Below are 22636 nucleotides of genomic sequence, written 5' to 3' on the forward strand. Positions count from 1 at the left end.
GCAAAGATTGTAAAGTGGCTAAATGCACGGATTGTGCTAATTAGCTAAACTTCACGATCTTTGCGTTTTATTTTTTATAGAAACAACACCGAAATTGTGGAAAAAGCGAACTTCGTAGACTATATCCGTGTATTTTGTAAATCCGGCAAGGGTGGTGCTGGCAGCATGCACTTTATGCGCACCAAATTCAACGCCCAGGCAGGCCCTGATGGTGGCGACGGTGGCCGTGGAGGGCATGTTATCCTAAGAGGTAATTCACAACTCTGGACCCTGCTGCACCTGCGCTGGCATAAAAATCTCCTGGCCGAAGACGGAGAAAACGGAAGTGGTGATAATTGTACCGGACGTTTCGGAAAAGATATTATTATTGAAGTACCCCTCGGCACCCAGGCCCGAGATGAAGAAACCGGAGAGGTTGAAGCCGAAATCCTTCATGATGGCCAGGAAGTAATCTGGCTGCCAGGCGGACAAGGCGGTAAAGGAAATGCCTTCTTTAAATCTCCTACCAACCAAACTCCCGAATATGCCCAACCCGGTATGCCAGGAAGGGAAGGCTGGAAAGTCGTAGAATTAAAAGTTTTAGCAGATGTTGGGCTTGTTGGTTTTCCTAATGCAGGTAAATCAACCCTCTTATCCACTATTACAGCTGCTAAACCCAAAGTTGCAGATTATGCCTTCACTACCCTTACACCCCAGTTGGGAATGGTAGAGTATCGCGATAATAAATCTTTCTGTATTGCCGATCTCCCGGGTATTATTGAGGGTGCACATGAAGGAAAAGGATTAGGTCATCGGTTTTTAAGACATATTGAAAGAAACTCCGTATTATTATTCTTAATTCCAGCCGATAGTGCCGATCACAAAAAAGACTTCGAGGTGCTGGTTAACGAACTAGAACAATATAATCCTGAACTACTCGATAAGCAGTTTCTGTTAGCTATCAGTAAAAGCGATATGCTGGATGAAGAATTAAAGGCTGCAATTGCTGAAGAACTACCGGAAGGCGTACCTCACGTTTTCATTTCTTCTGTAACCAATCAAGGTCTTACAGAATTAAAAGACATACTATGGGAAGCGCTGAACAAACCAGTAGAATCTAAAAATTCCGAATCAGCAGAATAACTTGCTACGGTTGTCAGGGCAACAACTAATACCCGACACCCAATGAAATTATTGTTTTCTATTACTACCTCCCTCCTGCTTATAACCGCATGCAGGGAGGTAGTGAAACCCAAAAAAGAAAGGCCTGTCCAAATAGACACCATGATCCTGGTTGCCCCGCCAGACTCACCTACTATTAAGATCTCCAATAATGCCGCAAGTATCCTGACCCATGATACTACCACCTATATACGTTTCCAGGATTGCCACTTCTCACTCGATTGGATACGAGCAAATAATCAACGAAACAACCTCGAATCACGCCCCGATACCCTCTACTTTTATTTAATGTACAATCATACCATTGAAGGACAAATGCTTGCCATAACTACAGATGCCGCTAAAAATATTAAAGTCTGGCAGCGATATGAAACAAGCATCTTCTTCGAAGGAATCCTGTTTGCAGGATGGAAACACTTTACAAGTAATTGGGAACAACTTACCCCTGAAGTTCAAAACTTCTTCATCTGTAAAACTTATACAACCAATGAAAGAAAATTATTTCCTCCTACTTCTCTCCAATCCTTTAAACAATATGTGAAAAACTCCGCAACACCTATTATATACGAAAAAGCCGCTGCGTTAAAACATCTACCTGAAACAATAGGAATAAGCAGATACTATTTAAGGCTGGAAGGCTTATCATCAAACAAACTTCTGATCTTTGATGTAACCACAGATTAACGAATTAATTATATTTACAAAAAATATATCCCCCGTGAAATATACTCCCATCCTTCTTCTGGCGTCTTTTCTGCTAATTCAGGCTTGCGGTAATCAAAAACAGGAAACTGCCACCGTTACGGAGATCGACAGCTCTGCTATCAAAAACCTGATCAGCGTTTACAAAGGCGACTTTGGAAATGGCCCAATTTACATTACTCTCAATTTCTTCAACGGACAACACGTTGGAGGATACAATGTGCATAAGGGTTTACGCCGTAACCTGCATGGCGATATTAAAAAAGTAAAAGACGAATGGGAACTTTCCCTCTCTGAACCCGGCGATCATGCTTTTGATGGTGTATTCAGTTTAATTTTCAATCACGATTTCAATGAAGCTAAAGGTACCTGGACCGCCAACAACAAATCAATGGGCGAGAAGAAATTTAAGTTAACCAAAGTACTAACCGCAGTAAATGGAACATACAGTGGCATTAGTGACTCAACAGCCACTTTCAATGAAATCTTCTATGATTACAGAGACAGTAAAAGTGAGATCGTATTCGAGCAAGATGGTTCCTGCTTTCTTAAACTTTATCCACGAATTACCGACAGCACCTATGCAGAACAGTTAGTAAGTTTAAGCGGCTCATATAAAAAGGAAAATGATACTACCTTATTAATAACCTGGAATAAGAACAATACCTTTTCTTCTCCTACCAGTATCTTTACTGTTGAAAAAGGTGAAATAGAAGGAGAAGAGGAAAGATATGTTTCTGGTATTAAAGGTGAAGGATATCATTTTTCAGTGATCTATTAATGATAAAATATTTACGGAATACAGGTTGGGTAGTAACGGGGATCATCATTTGCTTTGGTGCCTGGTTAATGCTTCGCCTTACTATTCCCTATGCGGCTTTCGACCGATATACCGATTTTCTCAATACTAAGCAACGTGTTTATCATCTGTTGCATTGGAGAGCAAGTTTCTATGTCCATATTTTTGTAAGCATCTTTGTATTGCTTGCCGGCATGTTACAATTTTCACGGTGGCTCCTGAAAAAGCACCCGCAGATCCATAGGGCTTCCGGAAAGCTATATGCTGTTATAATTATTGCGTTTAGTGGGCCGTCGGGGTTAATCATGGGCATTTACGCCAATGGTGGAATTTCAGGCAGGATCAGCTTTGTGCTGCTTTCTGTTCTCTGGCTGGGCTTTACTATTATGGGTTGGATTCGTGCCAGGCAAGGTAAGTGGAAAGCTCATATCATCTGGATGTTGAGAAGCTACGCACTTACCTTGTCGGCCCTTACTCTTCGCTTTTTTACTTTTCTGATAGGAATAATGCACCTGCACATTCCTCCTTTCAAAGCTTATGTTTTGGTTGCGTGGACCAGCTGGACTATCAACCTGCTCATTGCTGAAATTGTAGTAAAAAGACTTTTACTTAAGCGTATGAAGAGCTTTATCGGCTAGCTAACTGCTCTGTTTTAGGAACAATATGACCATTCTCCGAAAGTCTGTAAACTTTCTTTTGAAGTTCGGTGCTTGAAATGATTTTATTTCTGTCGAACCCTTCTTCTTCCGGGTTCTTCTCATATTTATACTCAAATTCTGTTAGCTCAATATCACCGTTTCCATTAAATGTGGCTATGCGAAATGGATCTTTTAATTTATCATGGCCGGCAATTAACAGCTTATCAATCAGCTTACCATAGCTATCGTAGCTTACCAGATAGTAATAAGGATTTATAGAATTCTCATCATAAACCTCATCATTTACTGCATAAACCAAGGTCTTAAATGCAGTATCCTTTTTAATAAGCCCAACATAATAGAACTCGCTACCAACATCACGAGTGAATTTATCCTTTCTCATTTCAGATACATAAATCTCAAAATCGTAGGAAATGGTTTGCTTTCTGTCTAGTTTATGAGCGTAGTTACTATCGATGGTAAAAGGGAAAGACACTTGTTGGAATTGGGTATTGAAAAGTGACCACTGTAGCTTTTCAGGTTCCTCAACTCCTGCAAATGCTCTCATTATATCGGTTTGAAAATTATAATACTCATCCCTCACAAATTTTAAATCAGGATCTTTCAATACATTTTTCATATTGCTGTATCCAAATTCAATAGCTCCCATTAAATAATACATGGCAGAATCACGGTTTTCTGCCTTGGAGTAAGCACATGCTTTATTATAAAATAGTTTTGATAATGGTTTATAGTTGAGCAATTCTGCGATTGAATATGCCTGAATAGCTTCATTCAGCTTTTTACTATCCATCAACGCATTTCCAAGCTCATAATAGGTTTTAGCCTGAGGCATTAGAACCGCTGATTTAACGAACAACTCAACACTCGCCAGAGGATGGTGAGCATTTCTATATTCATCGATTGCTTTAAGGAATAATTTATCTGCTTCCTTACTGTGGCTTTTAGATTTTACAGCATCAAGCACCACATTAGGATCGTAAAGCGTTGCTTCTGTAAGTGCTACAGCAGGTTTCTGGTTAGCTGATTGATTACATGCCGAAACAATCAATATGCAAGAGGCAAACAAGGGTATAAGGCGCATAAATATTTTTGTATGGCATAAAGATAATAATAAATATCTCCAGAGCCATTAAGCCAATAAAAAGAGGATACTCCAAATTATCTTGAAGTATCCTCTTTTGAATTCTCTTTTAATATTATTAATTCACTGCTACTTGTCTTTTCGCCGGATTCTTTTTGGATTTCTTCCTGGTTCGGTTGATCCACAGAATTGTTCCGGTCGTAGGGAAAGTTACTCCCAATAAGGCTAGTATGAATGCGAAAATTTTAGATGGAAGCCCGAAAATTGATCCGGTATGCAGAGGTTTGATAGATCCTCTAACCTTTTGTCCTAATGTTCTTTGCTCAAATGTTTGAGAAGAAAGAACCTTTCCGGTATGCTGATCCAGGTAATAACTTGTAGTTGCTGCTTCATGAAAAGCATTTGGAGGTAATAATGCAACAGAGAAAGAAGCAGCTGTGTCTTTTGGCGGCATCAAAGTGAAGAATATTGCGTCCGGAACCTGCTGTTTGGCCGTGGCCAAAGCCTGTTCCAACGTAATTGTTCCCGTATTATCAGCTGTTGCCAATGGAGCGGATACCGGAGCTGGAGTTGGTTTGGGAGATGACCCCAACACTGTATATAGTCCGTTGTTGAACCATTCAAAAGCCCAGGTCAAACCAGTAAATGCAGAAACAAATAAAAATATTGAAGCGTAGAACCCAAGCACAATATGCATATCGTGGTTCAGGCGCTTCCAGCCCCCATCCCACTTTACTTTAAGGCGTTGGCGGAGAATATTCCTGGTTTTAGGCCACCATAATATAATTCCTGTTATCAGGATAAACAGAAAAATCAGGGTACTGATTCCTGTAATTACTTTCCCTACATCTCCGGCCATCAGCCAGCGATGCATTGAGAATATTTTATAATAGAAAGTTTTTTGATAGCTGTATAGCTCGATTACCTTGCCGGTATAAGGATTAACAAAGGCAGTGCGGCCACCTTTTTCTTTTTTGGGAGGAGCCTCTTGTGCTCCTTTCTTTTGCATGCCTCCTTCTGAAGCAGCTTTTTCTTTTCTTTCTCCGTTTTCTCTACCCTCCTTTATTTCTCCGTTCTCTCTTCCTTCTTTTCTTTCCCCTCTCTCTGCACCTTCTTTTTTCTCACCTTTCTCTCCACCTTTTTTTCCTTCTTCCAAAGTTATCTGAACAGATCTTGTAGGATCAGCGAATAGTTGAATTCGGCCAACTTTAGCACCGGGAACCTGTTGTTTTACCTGCTCAGCCAATTGATCGAGCGTAAGACGCTCTCCTGCTGGTTTTACAAAATATCGATCGTGATTAAGGGCTTCTGTAATTTCTTTCTCAAAAACGAGCATTGCACCAGTTAAACAACTGATAGTAATGATAAGACCCGCAGCCAGGCCCAGGTATAAGTGAATCCGCCGAAAAAAAACTTTCATATCTGATTTGTCCAATTCGGCAAAGGAAAAGATACTTGCTCAGATATGAAAGTCGAATCGGGAAATTCTTTTTATTAATCGGGAAATGATCTACTTATTACAATAAACCACCAAGCATTCCGCCTGCTGCATTCTTCATTTCTGATTCCCAGGCATTTTCTCCTTCTTTCAAAGCTCTGTTCAAAGCCGTAACTAACAGGTCTTCCAGTTCTTCCTTGTTTTCAGCAGCTAACAGATTAGAAGCAACATCAATACTTTTCACCTGGCGGTTTCCATCAATGGTTACTTTTACTGCCCCGTTACCTGCTTCTCCTGTTAAAGTGATACCTGCAAGCTTTTCTTTTCCTTCTGCTAATTTTTGCTTGATTTGTGATAACTTTCCAAATATATCGAACATAATATCTTGATTTTTAAGATAGAACAGCAAATATAAGTTATTCAGAAAGAAGAGAAATTCTCTTTTTATCTGTTCAACGAATCCTTAACTGACCCGTACAATTTCATAAATGGAAACTAAAGTTTGTATCATTGGAGCTGGCCCTGGTGGCGCCACTGCTGCACTTCAATTAGCTAATTCTGGAATAGAATGCATACTGGTAGATAAAGCCACTTTTCCCAGAGATAAAGTATGTGGAGATGGCCTAAGTGGTAAGGTGCTTACCTTATTAGAAAGAATAGATCCTGAAATCGGGAAAAGACTTCAGGCAGCCTTGTTCAAAGCAGATAGCTGGGGGGTGAAATTTGTTGCACCCAACAGAATAGGAATGGATATTCCATATAAATTAGGTTATCAGACCGATAAAAGTAACCCGCGAGGCTTTGTTTGTAAACGGATCGATTTCGATAATTTCCTGGTAGAGGAAGTAAAACGCCGTAAGGAAATTACCCTCCTTGAAGGGGTAAATATCGACAAATACATGCTCGAGAAAGATGGTTACCATATCTCAGATAAGGAAAACAAGATTAAAATTAAAGCCGATATACTGATCGTCGCAAATGGCGCCCATAGCAGCTTCACCAAAGATGTTGCCGGCATTAAAATGGAACCACAACACTATGTTGCGGGTATCCGCGCTTACTATAAAGGAATTACCGACCTGCATCCGGATAACTTTATTGAACTGCATTTTTTGAAAAATATGCTCCCCGGCTATATATGGATTTTCCCATTACCAAATGGAGAAGCTAATGTTGGCGTAGGCATGCTAAGCAACAATGCCAGAAATAAAAAAGTAAATCTGAAACAATTGATGTTGGATACAATAGCCAATGATCCAGTAATGAAAGAACGATTTAAGGATGCTACTCTTGCCGGCTCCATTGATGGCTACGGACTTCCATTAGGCAGCAAAAAAAGGAAACTGCATGGCAACAGATTTATGCTGGTTGGAGACGCTGCCTTCCTGATAGATCCGTTTACTGGTGAAGGTATTGGCAACGCACTGTATTCAGCTAGAATTGCTGCCCAACAGGCCATTGCTGCCATAGAAGCCAACGATTTCTCTGATACATTTTTCGAAAAATATGATAACGAAGTATATAGAATATTAGGCCCCGAACTTCAGATGAGCACCAAGCTACAGAAACTCATCAAGTATCCGTGGTTATTCAATACCCTCATGAAAATGGGTTCTCGTAACCAACAGCTAAAAGAGCTGATGTCCTGCATGTTCCATGAGGTAGATCTTCGAAAGAAATTAAGTCAACCTATGTTTTACTTCAAACTACTATTCAACAGATAAAATGAGACGCGTTCATCAACTACTGCTAACTTTTGTTCTATTACCTTTTGCAATGAAAGCACAACAACCCGCTACGCTGACCCGCGATATTGCTAATAAATTAGCAGCATTGCCACTAAAATGCCTGGAGCTGGAGTATCCTTATAAAACAGGAATTGTGTTTACCGATAGTTCTTTAGCCAGTGCTCCTAAAAACTATCACCCTGCCTTCTACGGATGCTTCGATTGGCATAGCAGCGTTCACGGTCACTGGATGCTGGTTAGATTACTTAAAATGTTCCCCGATCTCGACAGGGCGGAGGAAATAAAAAGCAAGCTTGCCAATCATCTATCTGAAAATAATATCAAAATAGAACAACAGCTCTTTCAAAGTGCTGATAATAAAAGCTTTGAACGGATCTATGGTTGGAGTTGGCTCTTGCAATTACAAAATGAACTGCAATCATGGAACGATCCTTTAGGTAAAACACTTAGTAAGAATCTGAAACCACTAGCAAATCAATTCTCTACTTCCTATATCCAGTTTCTTGATAAACTCGTTTACCCAATCAGAGTTGGCGAACATACTAACCTTGCCTTTGGCCTTTGTCTGGCATGGGATTATGCTATTGCATCAAACGATGAAGCATTAAAAAAATCTATTCATGATGCCGCAATTAAATTCTATTATAACGACAAAAATGCACCTATAACCTGGGAGCCAGGTGGCTACGATTTTCTGTCGCCTAGCCTGGAAGAAGCCGATTTAATGCGTAGAGTTTTACCTCTGACTGATTACAGAAAATGGATTTATCAGTTTCTCCCTGGTCTGTTTGAGAAAGAAATAAAAGTTCTGGAGGTAGCAAAAGTAAAAGATCGGACCGACGGAAAGCTGGTGCATTTGGATGGACTGAATCTAAGCAGAACCTGGTGCCTGGAAGGCATTGCTGCTACTGCAGGCAAAAATCAGCAGGCTATTTCTGATCTGGCAAAAAAACATAGAGATGCAGGTCTGCAACAAGTTTTCAGTGGTAATTACGCCGGTGAACACTGGCTGGCATCTTTTGCAGTTTATATGCTAACTGTGGAAAAACAACCGTAATTTAGGGGTTCTGCTCTCCCGTTTTATACGGGAGAGTATAACTCGAATACTTATGCGTCGCCCTATTGCCATTGTGACAATGAAAGCCATCTTATTAGTGCTGATTACACTGATAACGTTTTCTGTTAATGCACAAAAAGTAAGTACCAGCCAAACCCCTGGCTGGTTAGTGAAATACACTCCTGACCTAAGCAAAAAACCTAATATCAAAAATATTAGTGACGGCTACTATTTACTGTTACTGGAGGAGCAACATAATGAAGAACTAAAATCAGTTTATCACCATTATATAAGACATATCGTTTCTGAAGCAGGCATTCAGAATGGATCGGAAATATCTATCGACTATGATCCACAATACGAGAAAATAGTTTTTCATAGCCTGGTAATCCATCGCGATGGCCAGGTGATCAACCGATTACCTTCTGCTTCTTTCAAACAACTGCAAAAAGAACAGGATCTTTCAAGATTTATTTATAGTGGCATTTATACTGCTTATCATATCCTGGAAGATGTGAGAAAGAACGACCAGATAGAATACTCCTATTCTATAATTGGTGATAATCCGATTTTCAATGGCAAAGTAGATCACCGCCTATATTTCGTGGCTTTCGAACCAATATTAAACTACTATAAAAACCTGATTGTTTCTCCTAAAAGAAATCTGCATTTCAAACCTTTTAATAACGCTATACTCCCTACGAAAAGAACAGAGAATGGTAGTATCATCTATGAGTGGAATAAACTGGACGTTCGTGAAAATGAGCAGTACAACTACCTTCCATCCTGGTATAACTCATATAATTATGTACAGGTAAGCGAATATAACAACTGGAATGAAGTTGCCCGCTGGGCCTTATCGGTTAATGGAACACCAACTCCAGGCCCTCTTTTGCAACAGCGCATCAACGCTTTCAGACAATCGGCGGCCGGAGATACTTCGCTTTACCTATTGCTCGCACTCCGGTTTGTACAGGACGATATAAGGTACATGGGAATTGAAATAGGAGAATACTCCCATCGCGCCAACCAACCCGATAAGGTATTGACACAGCGATTCGGGGATTGTAAAGATAAAGCCCTGCTCCTATGCTCCATGCTCAGAAATTATGGCATAACAGCCAATTTAGCTTATGTAAGTACCGATAACAAAGGTCAGATTAAAAATTTATTGCCAGCTCCCAATGCATTTAACCATGTAATTGTGCAAGTTCTTTTTCGGGGTAAAACCTATTGGCTGGATGGTACGGTGAATTTTCAAAGAGGCTCACTGGATGAGTTTTGCGAACCGGATTATCAACAAGCACTGGTAGCAAACGACACAACAACTGAATTAACACCCATTGTCATCAGGAATAAAGGAAGTTTAAATATCCTTGAAACCTTTACCTTACCCGATAACCAGTATAAAGATGGATCATTGGAAGTAGTAACTGATTACAACCGTGAACAAGCCGATATTCAGCGAGCCGAATTCGCCAGCGCAAGCATGGAGAGTAAAGACGAATCTTATCTTCGCTACTACCGCAAACTATATGGGGAAGTATCAATCAAAGATTCCATTAAAGTGCAGGACACTGTTAACAATCATAATATTCTGAAAATCAATGAGAGCTACACACTAAACGGCCCTTGGAAAAAGGATAGCACCACAGGAAAACTATTGTTTACTTTAAATGCTCAATCCTTTTATGATGCCCTACCCGTTGTTTCAAATCCAAACCGTAAAGCTCCGGTAGCACAGCGCTATCCGTATGATCTGAATTATAAGATTGTTGTAAATACTCCAATAAACTGGACCATCAATGAAGCACCTGTCCATATCAGCAATAGCTACTATAAATTCGATTATATCCCGGAAAAAGGGGATCAGCAAATCACACTTAATTATCACTTCGAAACATTAAGCGATCATATTCCAATTGAGTTTATTCCTGAATATGTTAAGGATTTTAAAAGGATGAATGAGGTAAGTTCAATGGATTTAACCTGGAATCCTTTTCTTTCATCAACTTCCAATAAGCACACTTCTATAAATTGGCTGGCATTAGCGCTGGCACCTATTTTTATCATGGTGTTTTCCTGGATGGCCACCGTCTATTATAAACATTCGATCTATCCGTCTAATAATACAGAGCCTGTTCAAATTGGCGGTGGTTTAGCTTTGCTGGCAATTGGCCTCGTGTTTTCTCCACTTATGGAAATCAGTCAGTTTTTTAAACTCCCCGCATTTAGCTATGATAGGTGGATTGGCCTATACGCTATGAGCGAAAATATTAACATTACCGCCATTCAGTTATTTCTGATAATGGAAATGATCATACAGGCATTGCTGGTAGTTGGAAGTATCTTACTCGCCGTGTTATTTTTTAATCGTCGGGATACCTTTCCAATTACTTTAGCTACTTATTATTTTGCTGATATCCTTTTCATTTTTATTGATCAGCATCTAAACAATTACCTCTTTAAATCATCGACCGATAACGCCATCAACAACTATTATATTCTATTTCCATTAATTAAAATGGCTATCTGGATACCTTATATCAGAATGTCTGATCGTGGGAAATCAACCTTTGTAATTCCTTATAACAAGCCTGATTACAATTAGCGATTTACATATTTCCTGACTGTAAGCCAGTTTACAAAATATACCAGTAGCAGAATCATTGCAATAGCACCGAAAACGCCAATACCCGGCCATGGGTCTACCAGCATGTTGTGCCGGGATAATGCCATCGCGGCTATATATTGGAATGCCGTTACTAACAATAAGGTAATGATGCCAACAACAATATAAATTGGTACAAATTGTTTCAACAGGTACCTGCGTAGCTGTTTGGGTGCTGCCCCTAGTGTTACCAATAATTGAATTTCGTCTTTTGCTCCGGCTATCACCAGTTGAATAAACATACTAAACACCAGTAAAGCAAAGAATAGCAGGATTAGTCCGAAGAATCCGACTACGGAAACTATTGTTTGAACAATCATTCTCGTTTTACTGAACTTAAGTTTGTCTTGATTGGTGGTGTAGCCATTATCGTCTAAAAACTTTACCAGTTTTGGATTTGAAGGATCTGGTGTTTTAATTATTACCCTGGTTGTTCCGTTTACGATTCCTGTACCATAAGCCTGGTTGGCCCAGGTCATAAAACTTGATGGTACCAGGAATGAAGAAATCCGGTCCGAAAACCCAACAATATGGCCCATATAGGAGTCTGACTTCCCATTTCCAGAAATATTGATTTGCAGAGGCAAAGCCTTTACTGTTTCCTGGGAAATCTGCGGCAAATCCTGGCTGAGGGAGAAACCGAAATTATAGAGATTTAAAAAGTCGTTGGGCAGGATGATAGGAATTGTTTTACTGCCTTGCTCCCATTTCCAATCTTCATCTTTTACATCGAGGAAGCTGTCTGGCACTGCTTCGAAGAACATATCCGTTGCAAAGTGGAGGTCTCCGGGTGCCTGAGCTACTACTCTGAACTGGCTGGGAGTAACAACACCAAAAGATTGAACAAAAGACTGTTTCTTAATATTATCCAGTTCTTCTGTTGAAAATGCACTTTTATTTGCCTGACCCATCATGGCATTGGTGATTTTCTTGTTGATTACCAGAAAATCAGCAGTCTCATTCTGGTTTTGCGTTCCATATAACAACTGGTTAAAATCAGTATATGTTTGAATCGACACAAGGATTAGGAGCATAGCTATGCCTAATCCTACAGCGGCCATTAAAAATCTTGATCGGGCAACCCCTGTTCTGATAACTTTTCTAAGTAAGTGGAAGAATTCGCGCATGCCACAAGAGCGTTAAAGGTTATAATTCACATCATAGGAAAAATGCTGGTCATGATCCAGATCTGTAAGAATGAAGCCGGCATTCCTGCTTTTGCATTCTTCAGCGATCAATCTTGCCGCCAGTTTCGTATTCTCTTCATCGAGATGACTAAATGGTTCGTCCATCAATAACCATTTAAAAGGCTGCGATAATGCCCTGATAATAGCAATTCTCTGTCTTTCGCCATAGGATAGGGTTTTGCCCGATTGTTTCAATACATGGGCTACTTTTAATCTATGCGCCATTTCTTCTACTTTCTCTGAAGTACAGAATGGTTCAGGAATCATTACTCTTTTTAATTCTACGTTCTCTTTAGCAGTTAGCTGATCAAACAACCTTAAGTCCTGGAATATGATACTGAGGCTTTGCTGCCTGATTGCTGAGATTTCATCTTTTAGGAAGGAGGGCCAGGGCTTCCGGTCTATACGGATTTGGCCTGTATAATCGTAGCGGATATTATACAGATAATGGATCAGAGTTGTTTTTCCTGATCCTGAAGGAGCTTTTATTTTCACAAAAGTTCCTTGCTGAAACGTTACCTCTTTGTTCCAGATATCCGAATTCCGCTGTAGCAACTTATCCTGCAAGGGAATGGGCATTAGCTGACTTAGTTGTATCTCCATCTGCTTAAAAAAAAATTACGAATTACAGTGTTGTAAAGTTATCTTTTTCAACAACACTATAATTCGTAATTAATATTAATTAAAAGGGAATGGCTTACTTAACAGTATCTGCATTAGCTGCTGCACTGTCGATAGCGGCATTCTCTCCTTCTTCTTTTGCTTTTTTCTCCTGAATCAACTTCGCTGCTTCAGTACCAAAGTTTACTAGTTGAACCAAGCTGTTTTGGTCTTTATTTTTAAAGTTGATAACGATTTCACCGTGTTGCTTATCATTACCATTCATTTTGGTATTGAAATAAGCATCTTTGAACAGTTCCTTAGCTTTAGCAAATAAAGGTTTAGCATCTGCATCCACTTCAGAATCCGGAACACTGTTTACCAGTTTATCCAGATCTACATACCCTGCCATCATATTTCCTTTCAGCTTACTTTCAACACCTTCAGGTAATTTAATGCTGCCTTTACCTGCCAGGTATTCCTGCAGTAAAGTGCTGTCAGAACCTAAAGTAATATACTTATCGGTGATAGACATTGGAGGTGCTGTAGCAGCCATCATTGGGTTAGTGATTACATAGTGGTCACCTTCTTTGGCAAATACATCTTTCAGCATTGGAGAAGTCATGATTTTATCGAAGGCTTCCTTTTTACCAACTTTCAAAGTAAAGATCCATTTTGCAGAAGGTTTATCACTAAAATGACCAGGCATATATTGTGATTCCTGTTTGGTAATAGCAAAATCAGAAGCCACGTAAGCTAATTGACCTTCAAAAGCATCAAGGATATCGTCTAAAGTCACACCAGATTTAGCAAGGCTCATATTTACCATACCATCAACACTCATTAATTTAATGATATCACCTATCATGTGAAAGTCGAAAGCATAAGCAATCAGACCAGTAATGTTAGTACCAGGATATTTTTTAATCAGATCATAATCAATCTCTTTGCTGCCATATTTCTTCATGATAGCTGTCATTTCCTTACCGAGGTAGCTATCACCTTCGCATACGATCTTACCATTTTCGAAGTTAATGGTAGATGCATAGTAAGTACCTTCCATCAGCTTTTTGAAATTAGCAGGGATCATGGTCATGTTCGTGCTGTTATAAAAGCTTTCAGCGTTGAAGAACAAACCAGCATCTGCATTTTCTTTCAGCAGTTTATTGAAAGGTTCGATAGAAGCAGCTGATTCATCTTTTTTCAGATGGAAAAGATGATCGAGTTCGGTAAGCCAAGCTGCTTCGTTAGAATCGCTAACCAGTGCTACTGGAGAAACTTCAGTAGAATCTGCCTCTGCCGGTGCATCACCAGGTGCAGGGAAGCCTTGCTGACCAGGAGCAAATTTCTTCAGCTCATTGGTATTGATGCTTTTAATGAGAATGGTGGTAGATTTTGTCCATCCAACAATGCATTGTTCATCAGCTTTCCAGAAGTATTTCAGATCATTTTTAGTTTCTATTTTAAGATCTGGAGATTGCTTTTTAACAAAAGCTTCGAATTTATCCGCATCTTTCAGGCTGGCAGTTACGCTAACATATTGGTCTAATCCAGCGGTAGTTGGAGTTACTACAGACAGAAAAAAGTGGCTTTGTAAGTCAACTCCTGAGTTTTCAGCATCTTTCCATGCTTTCATTACTTCATTGGAGGTATCTTTTTGTTGAACTGCTTCAAACAGCTTATCCATGGTTATACCATTGGAAACCAATTTGGTAGTGAGTTGTTTGGCGTTTAGTTCCAATACAACACCTGCTGTTTTAGGAATAAATCTACTCTCTTCCGGGGCTTTAGAACAGGCAGATAAGATAACCGCTGCAGACAGAGCGGTTAACAAAACTTTGGAAATTGCTTTTTTCATACAGGATTAAGAATTGTTTTATTTAGATTCGGATGCCACACCTATTCTGTGATTCCCACTATCGTGGTATTTCAATCATACAAAAGTACGTATATTTTTGTAGCTTATATGTCCGAATTTTTCCCAAACTGATAATACAATATTTCAATACTATTTAAGTTTATACCTTTGCTATTACTATGAAACTATTAATTAAAACCATAGAAAAACCATTATGTACCTGATTATGTTACAGTATATACGGCCTGTTGCAGCCGTAGAACACTATATGGAGGCGCATACCGCCTTTTTGCAAAAGTATTATGAGAATGGTCGCTTCATCTTATCTGGTAGAAGAAAGCCAAAATCTGGTTCTCTGATTTTGTGTAATGCTTCGAGCAGAAAGGAAGTTGAAGAAATAATGAGCGAAGACCCATTGGAGAAATACCAACTGGCTATGTACGAAATCATTGAATTTGAGCCAACAAAATATGTAAGTAAGACTGAAAAGTAATCTATTTTTCTGCGGCCAACGATCTGTCGTCTTCCTCCATTCAACTAACTATTTCATAAAGTAAATCACTTTAGTCAACCATTTGCTGCTATCCTTCTCTGTTTCGGGGTCAGTAACGTACATTTCAATTGCGGGAGGCACTATTGTTCTATTTCTATCTTTAATGAAATTTCGTACAGCTACGTGCGCATCGGCAATTTTGCTATATGGCCCGTAAAAATCTGCATATGCAGCTTTAGAAGTTGGTAAATTTATTATCTCAAAGCCTCCGGCAGCCCTGGTACCTTCCGGAACCGGAATTGCTGAAGCCATATCTGTTTGCTGCAGTTTCATATCCCATGAAAAAAACAGGCTGCAAGGTACTCCTGGCTGGAGCTTCGACTCCTGTGCCCGCTTCCTGAGGGTTTCCATGTTTTCACGGTAATAGTCTGTAATCCTGCTAATCGGAACTGTTTTACGTATTGCCGCATAAGTGGTTGCCGGATAATCCATTTCCTTTACAGTTACATCAATACCATTTGGCGTACCTGGCCCTTTCACCTCTGCTTCAGCCATACTTTTAAGATTATTCAACCCCTGATCGAAATCCTTTTCCAATGCTCCTTTCATAAAAAGGATCATGATATTGTATGGGCGATCATAATGGGTATTGAACGACCATACGACCTTTGTCTTTCCTGCAGCCTCTGTCAGATAGAAGTTAACATCCGATTCTGCTGCCACCGGTTTAATAAATGTTAATTTTTGAACAATTGATTGATATGGAATCAGTTCCAGGTGCTGAAGGCGTCCTTCCCCTATTTTTTTCCCATGCCAGGAGTTTGTTGCACCCAAAGTACCATCCTCTCCGCTGATGGTGAATTCGGCGGTTGGGTCCATCTGTTTCCAGGTGTTCCACTTATTGTATTTTTCAAACTTGACTATATCATCCCAAACCAGAGTAGCAGGAGCATTTATTTCTATGCTACGTTCAACGTGTAAATTGGAGGGCGCAGCTAAGATCAATACGATAATGATAAAGAGAATTATTCCTATTATCCAGGCGAGTGTTTTAAGTACTTTCATGACTGCGGGGCGTTGATGATAATAAATTTACGCTTTTTTATTGGTCAAACCCACGCTGGTCGTTGGCAATCAGACAGAAGAATACAGTTCAGCTTTTTTAACTCTCTTGATTTCCGTTGCTATCTTGCTTGAATTGCTGGTCTTTTTCCTGAGCAGCATCAAAATCCAGGATCACCGAATTAATACAATATCTCAATCCTGTTGGTGGAGGTCCATCATCAAATACGTGGCCTAAATGCGAATTACATCTGCCGCAAAGTACTTCGGTTCTATGCATACCATGGCTGTTATCTGGTGCATAAATCACGCTGGCTTTGTGTAAGGGCTGAAAAAAACTTGGCCAGCCACAGCCGCTTTCAAATTTTGTATCTGATATAAACAAAGGATTTCCGCAGGCGGCACAGTAATAAGTTCCATTTTCTTTGCTATTCCAGTACTTTCCGGTAAATGCCCATTCCGTTCCTTTTTCTCTGGCGATATGGTAAACCTCTTTAGGAAGTATATTTTTCCACTCCTCCTCTGTTAATCTCACTTTGTTGGCATCTGTTCGGGAGTATATCTCTCCCTTCTTTTTTTCATCTTCCATTGAATTTTTGTTTTCAACGATTTTTCATGGTAATCAAAGTTGGTAATTCTTCCCTATTCTTAAGAAACGATCAAAATTATTAAGTTCAGAACCTACATATTTAAAATTTTGATTCGTTAACTTCTAATTAACACAGTGCTTATTGTGTCTCGTTGGCGCGTTGTATCTTTATTTTTTCTTATCTAAAATACGTATGAATAAGCATCATGGATTGTTATTTACTGCAAATCAGGGCCGTAATTAACAAAAGAGTTAACTTTTTGTTTAAAACTCCCTGATAATCATAAGCGAGCAACTGCATATAAATTGTTAACTTTACCGCAAAAGGCTAGTAAGTGGCGGATATCATTAATTTATTACCAGACAATATAGCAAATCAGATAGCAGCAGGTGAAGTGATACAAAGACCAGCTTCAGCGGTGAAAGAGTTATTGGAAAATGCTGTAGATGCCGGAGCAACTGAAATTCAACTGATCATCAAAGATGCCGGTAAAGAATTAGTACAGGTAATTGATAATGGCGGTGGAATGAGCGAAACCGACGCAAGAATGTGTTTCGAACGCCATGCCACTTCTAAAATAAAATCCATAGATGATCTGTTCCAGATCACTACAATGGGCTTCAGAGGTGAAGCTCTTGCCTCAATTGCCGCTGTTTCTCAGGTAGAACTCAAAACCCGCAAAAAAGGCTCCGATGTAGGAACCTTTGTGGAAATAGATAATAGCTTCGTAAAAAAGCAGGAACCCTGCCAAACTGCCGAAGGTACCAGCATCGCCATGAAGAACCTTTTCTTCAACGTGCCCGCCCGACGCAACTTCCTGAAAAGCAATACCGCTGAAATGCGCCACATCGTAGATGAATTCATCCGCGTTGCCATGGCTTTCCCTCAGCTGCAATTCTCCCTGACCAGCAACAATCAACAGGTCTTCTATCTCGAAAAAGGATCCCTTAAACAAAGAATTGTTGCCATCTTAGGTCAGCACTATAACGCCAAACTCGTAAGCGTAAAGGAAACCACCGACTACATGAACGTTTATGGATTCGTTGGAAAACCCGAAACCGCTAAAAAAACAAGAGGCGACCAATTCTTCTTCGTCAATAACCGTTTCATTAAAAGCTCCTATCTCAATCATGCTGTCATGAACGCTTTTGCGGACATCATCCCTGCAGATAGCTTCCCGCTTTATGTACTGTTTATTGATGTAAACCCAGAACACGTCGATATCAATGTTCATCCTACCAAACAGGAAATCAAGTTTGATGATGAAAAATTGATGTACGCCTTCATACAATCGGCCGTTAAACATTCCCTTGCTCAGTTCAGCGTTACTGCAACCCTGGATTTCGACCTCGATCCAAACATCCAGGCACTCGACGCTGTCAGCAAACCGTTTACCGCCGAACAACAAATGGAATCTACCAACAGCCCTCTTTATAAATCCTTTACTCAGGCCAATCAGGCCCACATGATCGACAAAAGTAGCAGTAGCAGTAACCTTAAACATTGGAAAGACCTCTACGAGGCCCCCGCCAATACCGATAGTTACGTAACTATTTCTCCCGTAATCGACGACGACGATGATGAGGAATTTGAAGAACATCAGGCCCAGCAAGCTACCGCTTCTGTTATTGATGAACGCTGGCAGGATACCTCCAATGATCAGAAAGTACCCGTTCAGGTACACCAACAATATATTCTTTCTCAGATCAAATCAGGATTTATCCTGATCGATCAGCAAGCCGCTCATGAGCGAATCCTGTATGAACGCTACCAACGCGCTTTACTGGAAATGCCAATGTCGACCCAGCAAAGTCTGTTCCCACAAACTTTACAGCTTCCACCAGCTGATGCTGCCCTCATCAACGAAATGCTCCCGGATCTTCAAACCCTGGGTTATGATCTGGAACCTTTCGGAAACAACACCTTCGTGGTACGCGGCACACCAGCCGATATCAGAAGCGGCAACGATCAGGCTACCATAGAAAATCTGCTCGAACAATTCAAACACTTCAGCAGCGAACTAAAGGTAAACCGCCGTGAACACCTGATCAGATCTATGGCCAGAAATAACGCCATCCCTGCCGGAAAAATACTCTCCGCAAGGGAAATGCAAAATATTATTGATGAATTATTCGCCTGCAGTATGCCAAATGTGGCCCCTGGTGGTAAATTCACCTTTATCTCATTCAAACTGACCGACCTGGCCAGAATGTTCGAAAGAGGAAATTAATTACAGTGCCCTGGCTCAGGGCACTGTTAACAATACCTCATATAGCTTTTTAAAACGCTGGTAGTTTAACCTGTAAACCTCCCTGTAGGTAGGATCCGGCGTAAAAACATTTTCAATTTCTGCTTCTTCCTCAAACTTCCAGCCCAGCTCCAATGCTGCCAGCATTATGGCTCCCCTGGCCGATGCATCGTTAGTTTGCTCGTAATATATTTCCTGTTCAAAAATATTGGCCAACAATTGCATCCAGGATGGCGTATGGGTAAACCCTCCGCTAACTGAGATCTTCGTGATTTCTCCTACCGTTTCCTCCAATGCCTTTTTTATGCTTAATAATACAAAGCAAATACCTTCAATAGTTGCCCTGGTGAAATGCGCAGCATTATGCTGGGGTTGTATGCCAATGAAAGCCGCTGTAGCATTGCTATCCCATATAGGAGCTCTTTCCCCTAACAGATAAGGTAAACATAACAGCTTATCAGGTGCTGTGGCTAATGCTGAGCTGATACGGTCTCCCAGTTCCTCCAATGGTTGTTGAAACAATTCTTCCATCATCCATTGCAATACCACACCTCCGTTGTTGGTAGCCCCACCGGTGATATAAACATCATCTGTCAGTAAATAGGTAAATAGCCGCTGCTCTGTATCCACAATGGGATCTGAACCAGCAACCCTCATAGCCCCGCTGGTTCCGATAGTTAGTGTAGCATGTCCTTTATCCATAGCTTTACTTCCCAATTGAGCCAGACATCCATCGCTCCCTCCAATTATAATGGGTGTATCTGCAGGGATTCCCAATTCTTCAGCTACAGAAGCCTTTAAGCCAGTAATAACATGATTAGCCTGTACAGGGCGTGGCAACTGTGTGGCACTTATGCCGGATATCTTTAATGCTAATTCATTCCACCTGTGAGTGTGAATATCAAATAAGCCTGTAGCCGAAGCGATGGAGTGATCTATCAAATATTCTCCAAAGAAATGATGAAGAATATATTCTTTTATCCCCACAAACATGAACGAATTATTAAATATTTCAATTTCTTCATTTCTAAGCCAGAGCAGCTTAGAGAGTGGAGACATGGCATGTACAGGCGTTCCTGTTTGTTTATATATCATATTGCCTTCGGCAGATGCTTTTAGCGATTCTGCGTAGGCGGTACTTCTGTTATCCCCCCAGATGATCAGAGGGGTTAATGGAACTCCAGCATGATCCAAAGCCATGAAACTATGCATGGCACTACTGAATGAAATGGCTGTTGGTGGCCCTTTCAGCGTTTCTACAGTTTTACGGATTCCTTGTTTTACAGCCATCAAAATGGCTGCAGGGTCTTGTTCACTATACCCAGGCAAAGGATGTTTAGTGGAATAAGATTGTTGAAATATCGTTTCAGAATTTCCGTTCTTTAAGCGCACAATCGATTTTGTACTGCTAGTTCCGATATCTAAACCAATAATATAGCTGTTATGCACACTCATATAAAAAACCTTCCCGTTTTCGCATTTAATTTATAGATTTAAAACTGGTGTTCTTACTAAATATCAAAAAATTTCCACGCAAATGGCTTTCGAAATCAAAAAACAGGGAAAGGCGTATGATGTTTGCATCGTTGGTTCCGGCGCCGGGGGCGGCATGGCCGCAAAAATACTTTCAGAAGCAGGTCTGAAAGTAGCTCTTTTGGAAGCAGGTCCAAAGTATGATCCTGCCGATCCTGAACAGGCTACTCAACTTAAATGGTCTTATGAATCGCCAAGAAGAGGCGCAAGCACCACACGTCCATTTGGCGACTTTGATGCCGCCTATGGAGGATGGCAATTAGACGGTGAGCCATATACCAGGAAGAATGGCACGCAATTCGACTGGTTCCGTTCCCGCATGCTCGGTGGCAGAACCAATCACTGGGGCCGTATTTCTCTCCGCTTTGGGCCCAGAGACTTTAAACATAAAAGCTACGATGGATTAGGTGATGACTGGCCTCTTACATATGAGGAAGTAGCTCCATTCTACGACAGGGTAGATAAGTTAATCGGTGTTTTTGGGTCTAAGGAAAATATGCCCAACGAACCCGATGGATTCTTCCTTCCTCCTCCCAAACCAAGAATGCACGAACTAATGGTAAAAAGAGCTGGTGACAAACTGGGTATCCCGGTTATTCCATCCCGCCTTTCTATCCTTACACGTTCTGTAAATAAAGACAGAAGCCCATGCTTCTATTGCAGCCAATGTAGCAGAGGTTGTACCGTATACGGCGACTTCTCCTCTTCATCTGTATTAGTAAAACCTGCTATGAAAAGCGGGCATGTAGATCTTTATACCAATGCTATGGTTAGAGAGGTACTTACAGATGATTCAGGTAAAGCTACCGGAGTAGCATATATCGACAAAACTGATTTGCAGGAGTATTCAGTGAATGCACGGGTGGTAGTATTAGCCGCAAGTGCCTGTGAATCGGCCCGTCTGCTGCTCAATTCCAAATCTGCCAAACACCCTAACGGCTTAGCCAATTCAAGTGGAGTTGTGGGTAAATACCTGCATGACTCTACTGGTTCATCCAGAGGAGGATTTATGCCTCAATTAATGGATCGTAAACGCTATAATGAAGATGGTGTTGGCGGTATGCACGTTTATGTTCCATGGTGGCTTGATAATAAAAAGCTCGATTTTGCCCGCGGTTATCATATCGAATTAGGTGGAGGTATGCATATGCCTTCCTACGGCTACGGTTTCGGCATCCAGAATATGAATGGTAAATACCCAGGTAGAGATGGTCAGACCAAACCGGCAGGTGGATATGGCGCATCATTGAAAGATGATTATCGTCGTTTCTTTGGTGCTTATATCGGTTTTGCTGGCAGAGGTGAATGTATTGCCCGTGAAGACAACTATTGTGAGATTGATCCCAACATAGTTGATAAGTATGGTATTCCGGTATTAAGATTTAATTATACCTGGAGCGATCACGAAATCAAGCAGGCAAAACACATGCAGGATACCTTTGAGGAGCTTATCCATCAAATGGGTGGTGTTGCAATGGGCAACAAACCTGGTCCTGAATCTAATTATGGCCTTGAAAATCCTGGTCGTATTATTCACGAAGTAGGAACTACCAGAATGGGTGATAATCCAAAGACCTCTGTACTGAACAAATACAATCAGGCTCACGAAGTGAAAAACCTCTTTGTAGTAGATGGAGGAGCCTTTGTATCACAGGCAGATAAGAATCCTACATGGACAATTCTTGCTCTTTCTATGAGAGCATCTGAGTACATTATTGATGAGTTGAAAAAACAGAATATCTAATT

General features: G+C 40.6%; 19 protein-coding genes. 10 read left to right on the forward strand and 9 right to left on the reverse strand.

Features of this window, described 5'->3' with window-relative positions; all coding sequences use genetic code 11:
- Window positions 1-96 precede the first annotated feature (96 nt).
- From obgE to DVR12_RS09915, 4 genes are read left to right on the forward strand one after another with little or no spacing between them, the layout of a single operon-like run.
- Window positions 97-1122 (forward strand): GTPase ObgE, encoded by a 1026-nt coding sequence (gene obgE, locus DVR12_RS09900; RefSeq protein WP_116975742.1) that lies wholly within the window; start codon window positions 97-99, stop codon window positions 1120-1122.
- Window positions 1123-1164: 42 nt separating this feature from the next.
- The gene (locus DVR12_RS09905; protein ID WP_116975516.1) at window positions 1165-1845 is read left to right on the forward strand and encodes a hypothetical protein; all 681 of its coding nucleotides are present in this window, start codon (window positions 1165-1167) and stop codon (window positions 1843-1845) included.
- 34 nt (window positions 1846-1879) lie between these two features.
- On the forward strand, window positions 1880-2644 hold the full coding sequence (locus DVR12_RS09910) for a hypothetical protein (RefSeq protein WP_116975517.1): 765 nt from the start codon (window positions 1880-1882) through the stop codon (window positions 2642-2644).
- A complete protein-coding gene (locus DVR12_RS09915) occupies window positions 2644-3300 on the forward strand; it encodes a DUF2306 domain-containing protein (RefSeq protein WP_116975518.1) in 657 nt (218 codons plus the stop codon). The genes DVR12_RS09910 and DVR12_RS09915 overlap by 1 nt, the downstream gene beginning before the upstream one ends.
- Here DVR12_RS09915 and DVR12_RS09920 read toward each other — a convergent pair.
- The 3 genes from DVR12_RS09920 to DVR12_RS09930 form a co-directional block, all read right to left on the reverse strand.
- Complete coding sequence (locus DVR12_RS09920) at window positions 3290-4405, reverse strand: TPR end-of-group domain-containing protein (RefSeq protein WP_116975519.1); 1116 nt, start codon at window positions 4403-4405, stop codon at window positions 3290-3292. The genes DVR12_RS09915 and DVR12_RS09920 overlap by 11 nt on opposite strands.
- A gap of 118 nt (window positions 4406-4523) precedes the next feature.
- Complete coding sequence (locus tag DVR12_RS09925) at window positions 4524-5825, reverse strand: PepSY-associated TM helix domain-containing protein (RefSeq protein ID WP_116975520.1); 1302 nt, start codon at window positions 5823-5825, stop codon at window positions 4524-4526.
- A 97-nt stretch (window positions 5826-5922) separates the two neighbouring features.
- A complete protein-coding gene (locus tag DVR12_RS09930; protein WP_116975521.1) occupies window positions 5923-6222 on the reverse strand; it encodes a YbaB/EbfC family nucleoid-associated protein in 300 nt (99 codons plus the stop codon).
- A gap of 109 nt (window positions 6223-6331) precedes the next feature.
- Here DVR12_RS09930 and DVR12_RS09935 point away from each other — a divergent pair, with 109 nt between their 5' ends.
- Genes DVR12_RS09935 through DVR12_RS09945 form a run of 3 tightly spaced genes read left to right on the forward strand, consistent with a single transcriptional unit; the run spans window position 6332 to window position 11259 of the window.
- Window positions 6332-7567, forward strand: a complete 1236-nt coding sequence (locus tag DVR12_RS09935; RefSeq protein WP_116975522.1) for an NAD(P)/FAD-dependent oxidoreductase — start codon at window positions 6332-6334, stop codon at window positions 7565-7567.
- A gap of 1 nt (window position 7568) precedes the next feature.
- On the forward strand, window positions 7569-8648 hold the full coding sequence (locus DVR12_RS09940) for a DUF2891 domain-containing protein (protein ID WP_233522246.1): 1080 nt from the start codon (window positions 7569-7571) through the stop codon (window positions 8646-8648).
- A gap of 52 nt (window positions 8649-8700) precedes the next feature.
- Window positions 8701-11259: a DUF3857 domain-containing protein gene (locus tag DVR12_RS09945; RefSeq protein WP_116975523.1), complete on the forward strand. Its 2559-nt coding sequence runs from the start codon at window positions 8701-8703 to the stop codon at window positions 11257-11259.
- Here DVR12_RS09945 and DVR12_RS09950 read toward each other — a convergent pair.
- From DVR12_RS09950 to DVR12_RS09960, 3 genes are all read right to left on the reverse strand, one after another.
- Window positions 11256-12446 carry an ABC transporter permease gene (locus DVR12_RS09950; protein WP_116975524.1) on the reverse strand — a complete coding sequence of 397 codons (1191 nt, stop codon included), beginning with the start codon at window positions 12444-12446 and terminating at the stop codon, window positions 11256-11258. The two genes, DVR12_RS09945 and DVR12_RS09950, sit on opposite strands and share 4 nt — an antisense overlap.
- A 12-nt stretch (window positions 12447-12458) precedes the next feature.
- The gene (locus tag DVR12_RS09955) at window positions 12459-13109 is read right to left on the reverse strand and encodes an ATP-binding cassette domain-containing protein (RefSeq protein WP_116975525.1); all 651 of its coding nucleotides are present in this window, start codon (window positions 13107-13109) and stop codon (window positions 12459-12461) included.
- 94 nt (window positions 13110-13203) lie between these two features.
- Window positions 13204-14964: a DUF4836 family protein gene (locus tag DVR12_RS09960; RefSeq protein ID WP_116975526.1), complete on the reverse strand. Its 1761-nt coding sequence runs from the start codon at window positions 14962-14964 to the stop codon at window positions 13204-13206.
- A gap of 226 nt (window positions 14965-15190) precedes the next feature.
- Here DVR12_RS09960 and DVR12_RS09965 point away from each other — a divergent pair, with 226 nt between their 5' ends.
- Entirely contained in the window at window positions 15191-15457 is a 267-nt protein-coding gene (locus DVR12_RS09965; RefSeq protein ID WP_233522274.1) for a YciI family protein, read from the forward strand.
- A gap of 48 nt (window positions 15458-15505) precedes the next feature.
- On the opposite strand, the gene DVR12_RS09970 is transcribed toward DVR12_RS09965, so the two are convergent.
- The gene (locus DVR12_RS09970) at window positions 15506-16522 is read right to left on the reverse strand and encodes an SRPBCC family protein (protein ID WP_116975528.1); all 1017 of its coding nucleotides are present in this window, start codon (window positions 16520-16522) and stop codon (window positions 15506-15508) included.
- Window positions 16523-16619: 97 nt separating this feature from the next.
- Window positions 16620-17108, reverse strand: a complete 489-nt coding sequence (msrB, locus tag DVR12_RS09975) for a peptide-methionine (R)-S-oxide reductase MsrB (protein ID WP_116975529.1) — start codon at window positions 17106-17108, stop codon at window positions 16620-16622.
- Between the two features lie 335 nt (window positions 17109-17443).
- Between msrB and mutL the strand changes: the two genes are divergently transcribed.
- The gene (gene mutL, locus DVR12_RS09980; RefSeq protein ID WP_116975530.1) at window positions 17444-19339 is read left to right on the forward strand and encodes a DNA mismatch repair endonuclease MutL; all 1896 of its coding nucleotides are present in this window, start codon (window positions 17444-17446) and stop codon (window positions 19337-19339) included.
- Between the two features lie 15 nt (window positions 19340-19354).
- Here mutL and DVR12_RS09985 read toward each other — a convergent pair whose 3' ends face one another.
- A complete protein-coding gene (locus DVR12_RS09985) occupies window positions 19355-20812 on the reverse strand; it encodes a gluconokinase (protein WP_116975531.1) in 1458 nt (485 codons plus the stop codon).
- An 82-nt stretch (window positions 20813-20894) separates the two neighbouring features.
- On the opposite strand from DVR12_RS09985, the gene DVR12_RS09990 reads away from it, so the two are divergent.
- Window positions 20895-22634 (forward strand): GMC family oxidoreductase, encoded by a 1740-nt coding sequence (locus DVR12_RS09990; protein ID WP_116975532.1) that lies wholly within the window; start codon window positions 20895-20897, stop codon window positions 22632-22634.
- Window positions 22635-22636 lie beyond the last annotated feature (2 nt).

It is taken from the genome of Chitinophaga silvatica, assembly GCF_003419895.1.
Classification (GTDB): Bacteria; Bacteroidota; Bacteroidia; order Chitinophagales; family Chitinophagaceae; genus Chitinophaga; species Chitinophaga silvatica.

Coding starts and splice junctions, on each gene's coding strand:
- DVR12_RS09905 (WP_116975516.1), top strand. CDS start 1,165: ATGAAATTATTGTTTTCTATTACTACCTCCCTCCTGCTTATAACCGCA.
- DVR12_RS09915 (WP_116975518.1), top strand. CDS start 2,644: ATGATAAAATATTTACGGAATACAGGTTGGGTAGTAACGGGGATCATC.
- DVR12_RS09920 (WP_116975519.1), bottom strand. CDS start 4,405: ATGCGCCTTATACCCTTGTTTGCCTCTTGCATATTGATTGTTTCGGCA.
- DVR12_RS09925 (WP_116975520.1), bottom strand. CDS start 5,825: ATGAAAGTTTTTTTTCGGCGGATTCACTTATACCTGGGCCTGGCTGCG.
- DVR12_RS09930 (WP_116975521.1), bottom strand. CDS start 6,222: ATGTTCGATATATTTGGAAAGTTATCACAAATCAAGCAAAAATTAGCA.
- DVR12_RS09935 (WP_116975522.1), top strand. CDS start 6,332: ATGGAAACTAAAGTTTGTATCATTGGAGCTGGCCCTGGTGGCGCCACT.
- DVR12_RS09940 (WP_233522246.1), top strand. CDS start 7,569: ATGAGACGCGTTCATCAACTACTGCTAACTTTTGTTCTATTACCTTTT.
- DVR12_RS09945 (WP_116975523.1), top strand. CDS start 8,701: ATGCGTCGCCCTATTGCCATTGTGACAATGAAAGCCATCTTATTAGTG.
- DVR12_RS09950 (WP_116975524.1), bottom strand. CDS start 12,446: ATGCGCGAATTCTTCCACTTACTTAGAAAAGTTATCAGAACAGGGGTT.
- DVR12_RS09955 (WP_116975525.1), bottom strand. CDS start 13,109: ATGGAGATACAACTAAGTCAGCTAATGCCCATTCCCTTGCAGGATAAG.
- DVR12_RS09960 (WP_116975526.1), bottom strand. CDS start 14,964: ATGAAAAAAGCAATTTCCAAAGTTTTGTTAACCGCTCTGTCTGCAGCG.
- DVR12_RS09965 (WP_233522274.1), top strand. CDS start 15,191: ATGTTACAGTATATACGGCCTGTTGCAGCCGTAGAACACTATATGGAG.
- DVR12_RS09970 (WP_116975528.1), bottom strand. CDS start 16,522: ATGAAAGTACTTAAAACACTCGCCTGGATAATAGGAATAATTCTCTTT.
- msrB (WP_116975529.1), bottom strand. CDS start 17,108: ATGGAAGATGAAAAAAAGAAGGGAGAGATATACTCCCGAACAGATGCC.
- DVR12_RS09985 (WP_116975531.1), bottom strand. CDS start 20,812: ATGAGTGTGCATAACAGCTATATTATTGGTTTAGATATCGGAACTAGC.
- DVR12_RS09990 (WP_116975532.1), top strand. CDS start 20,895: ATGGCTTTCGAAATCAAAAAACAGGGAAAGGCGTATGATGTTTGCATC.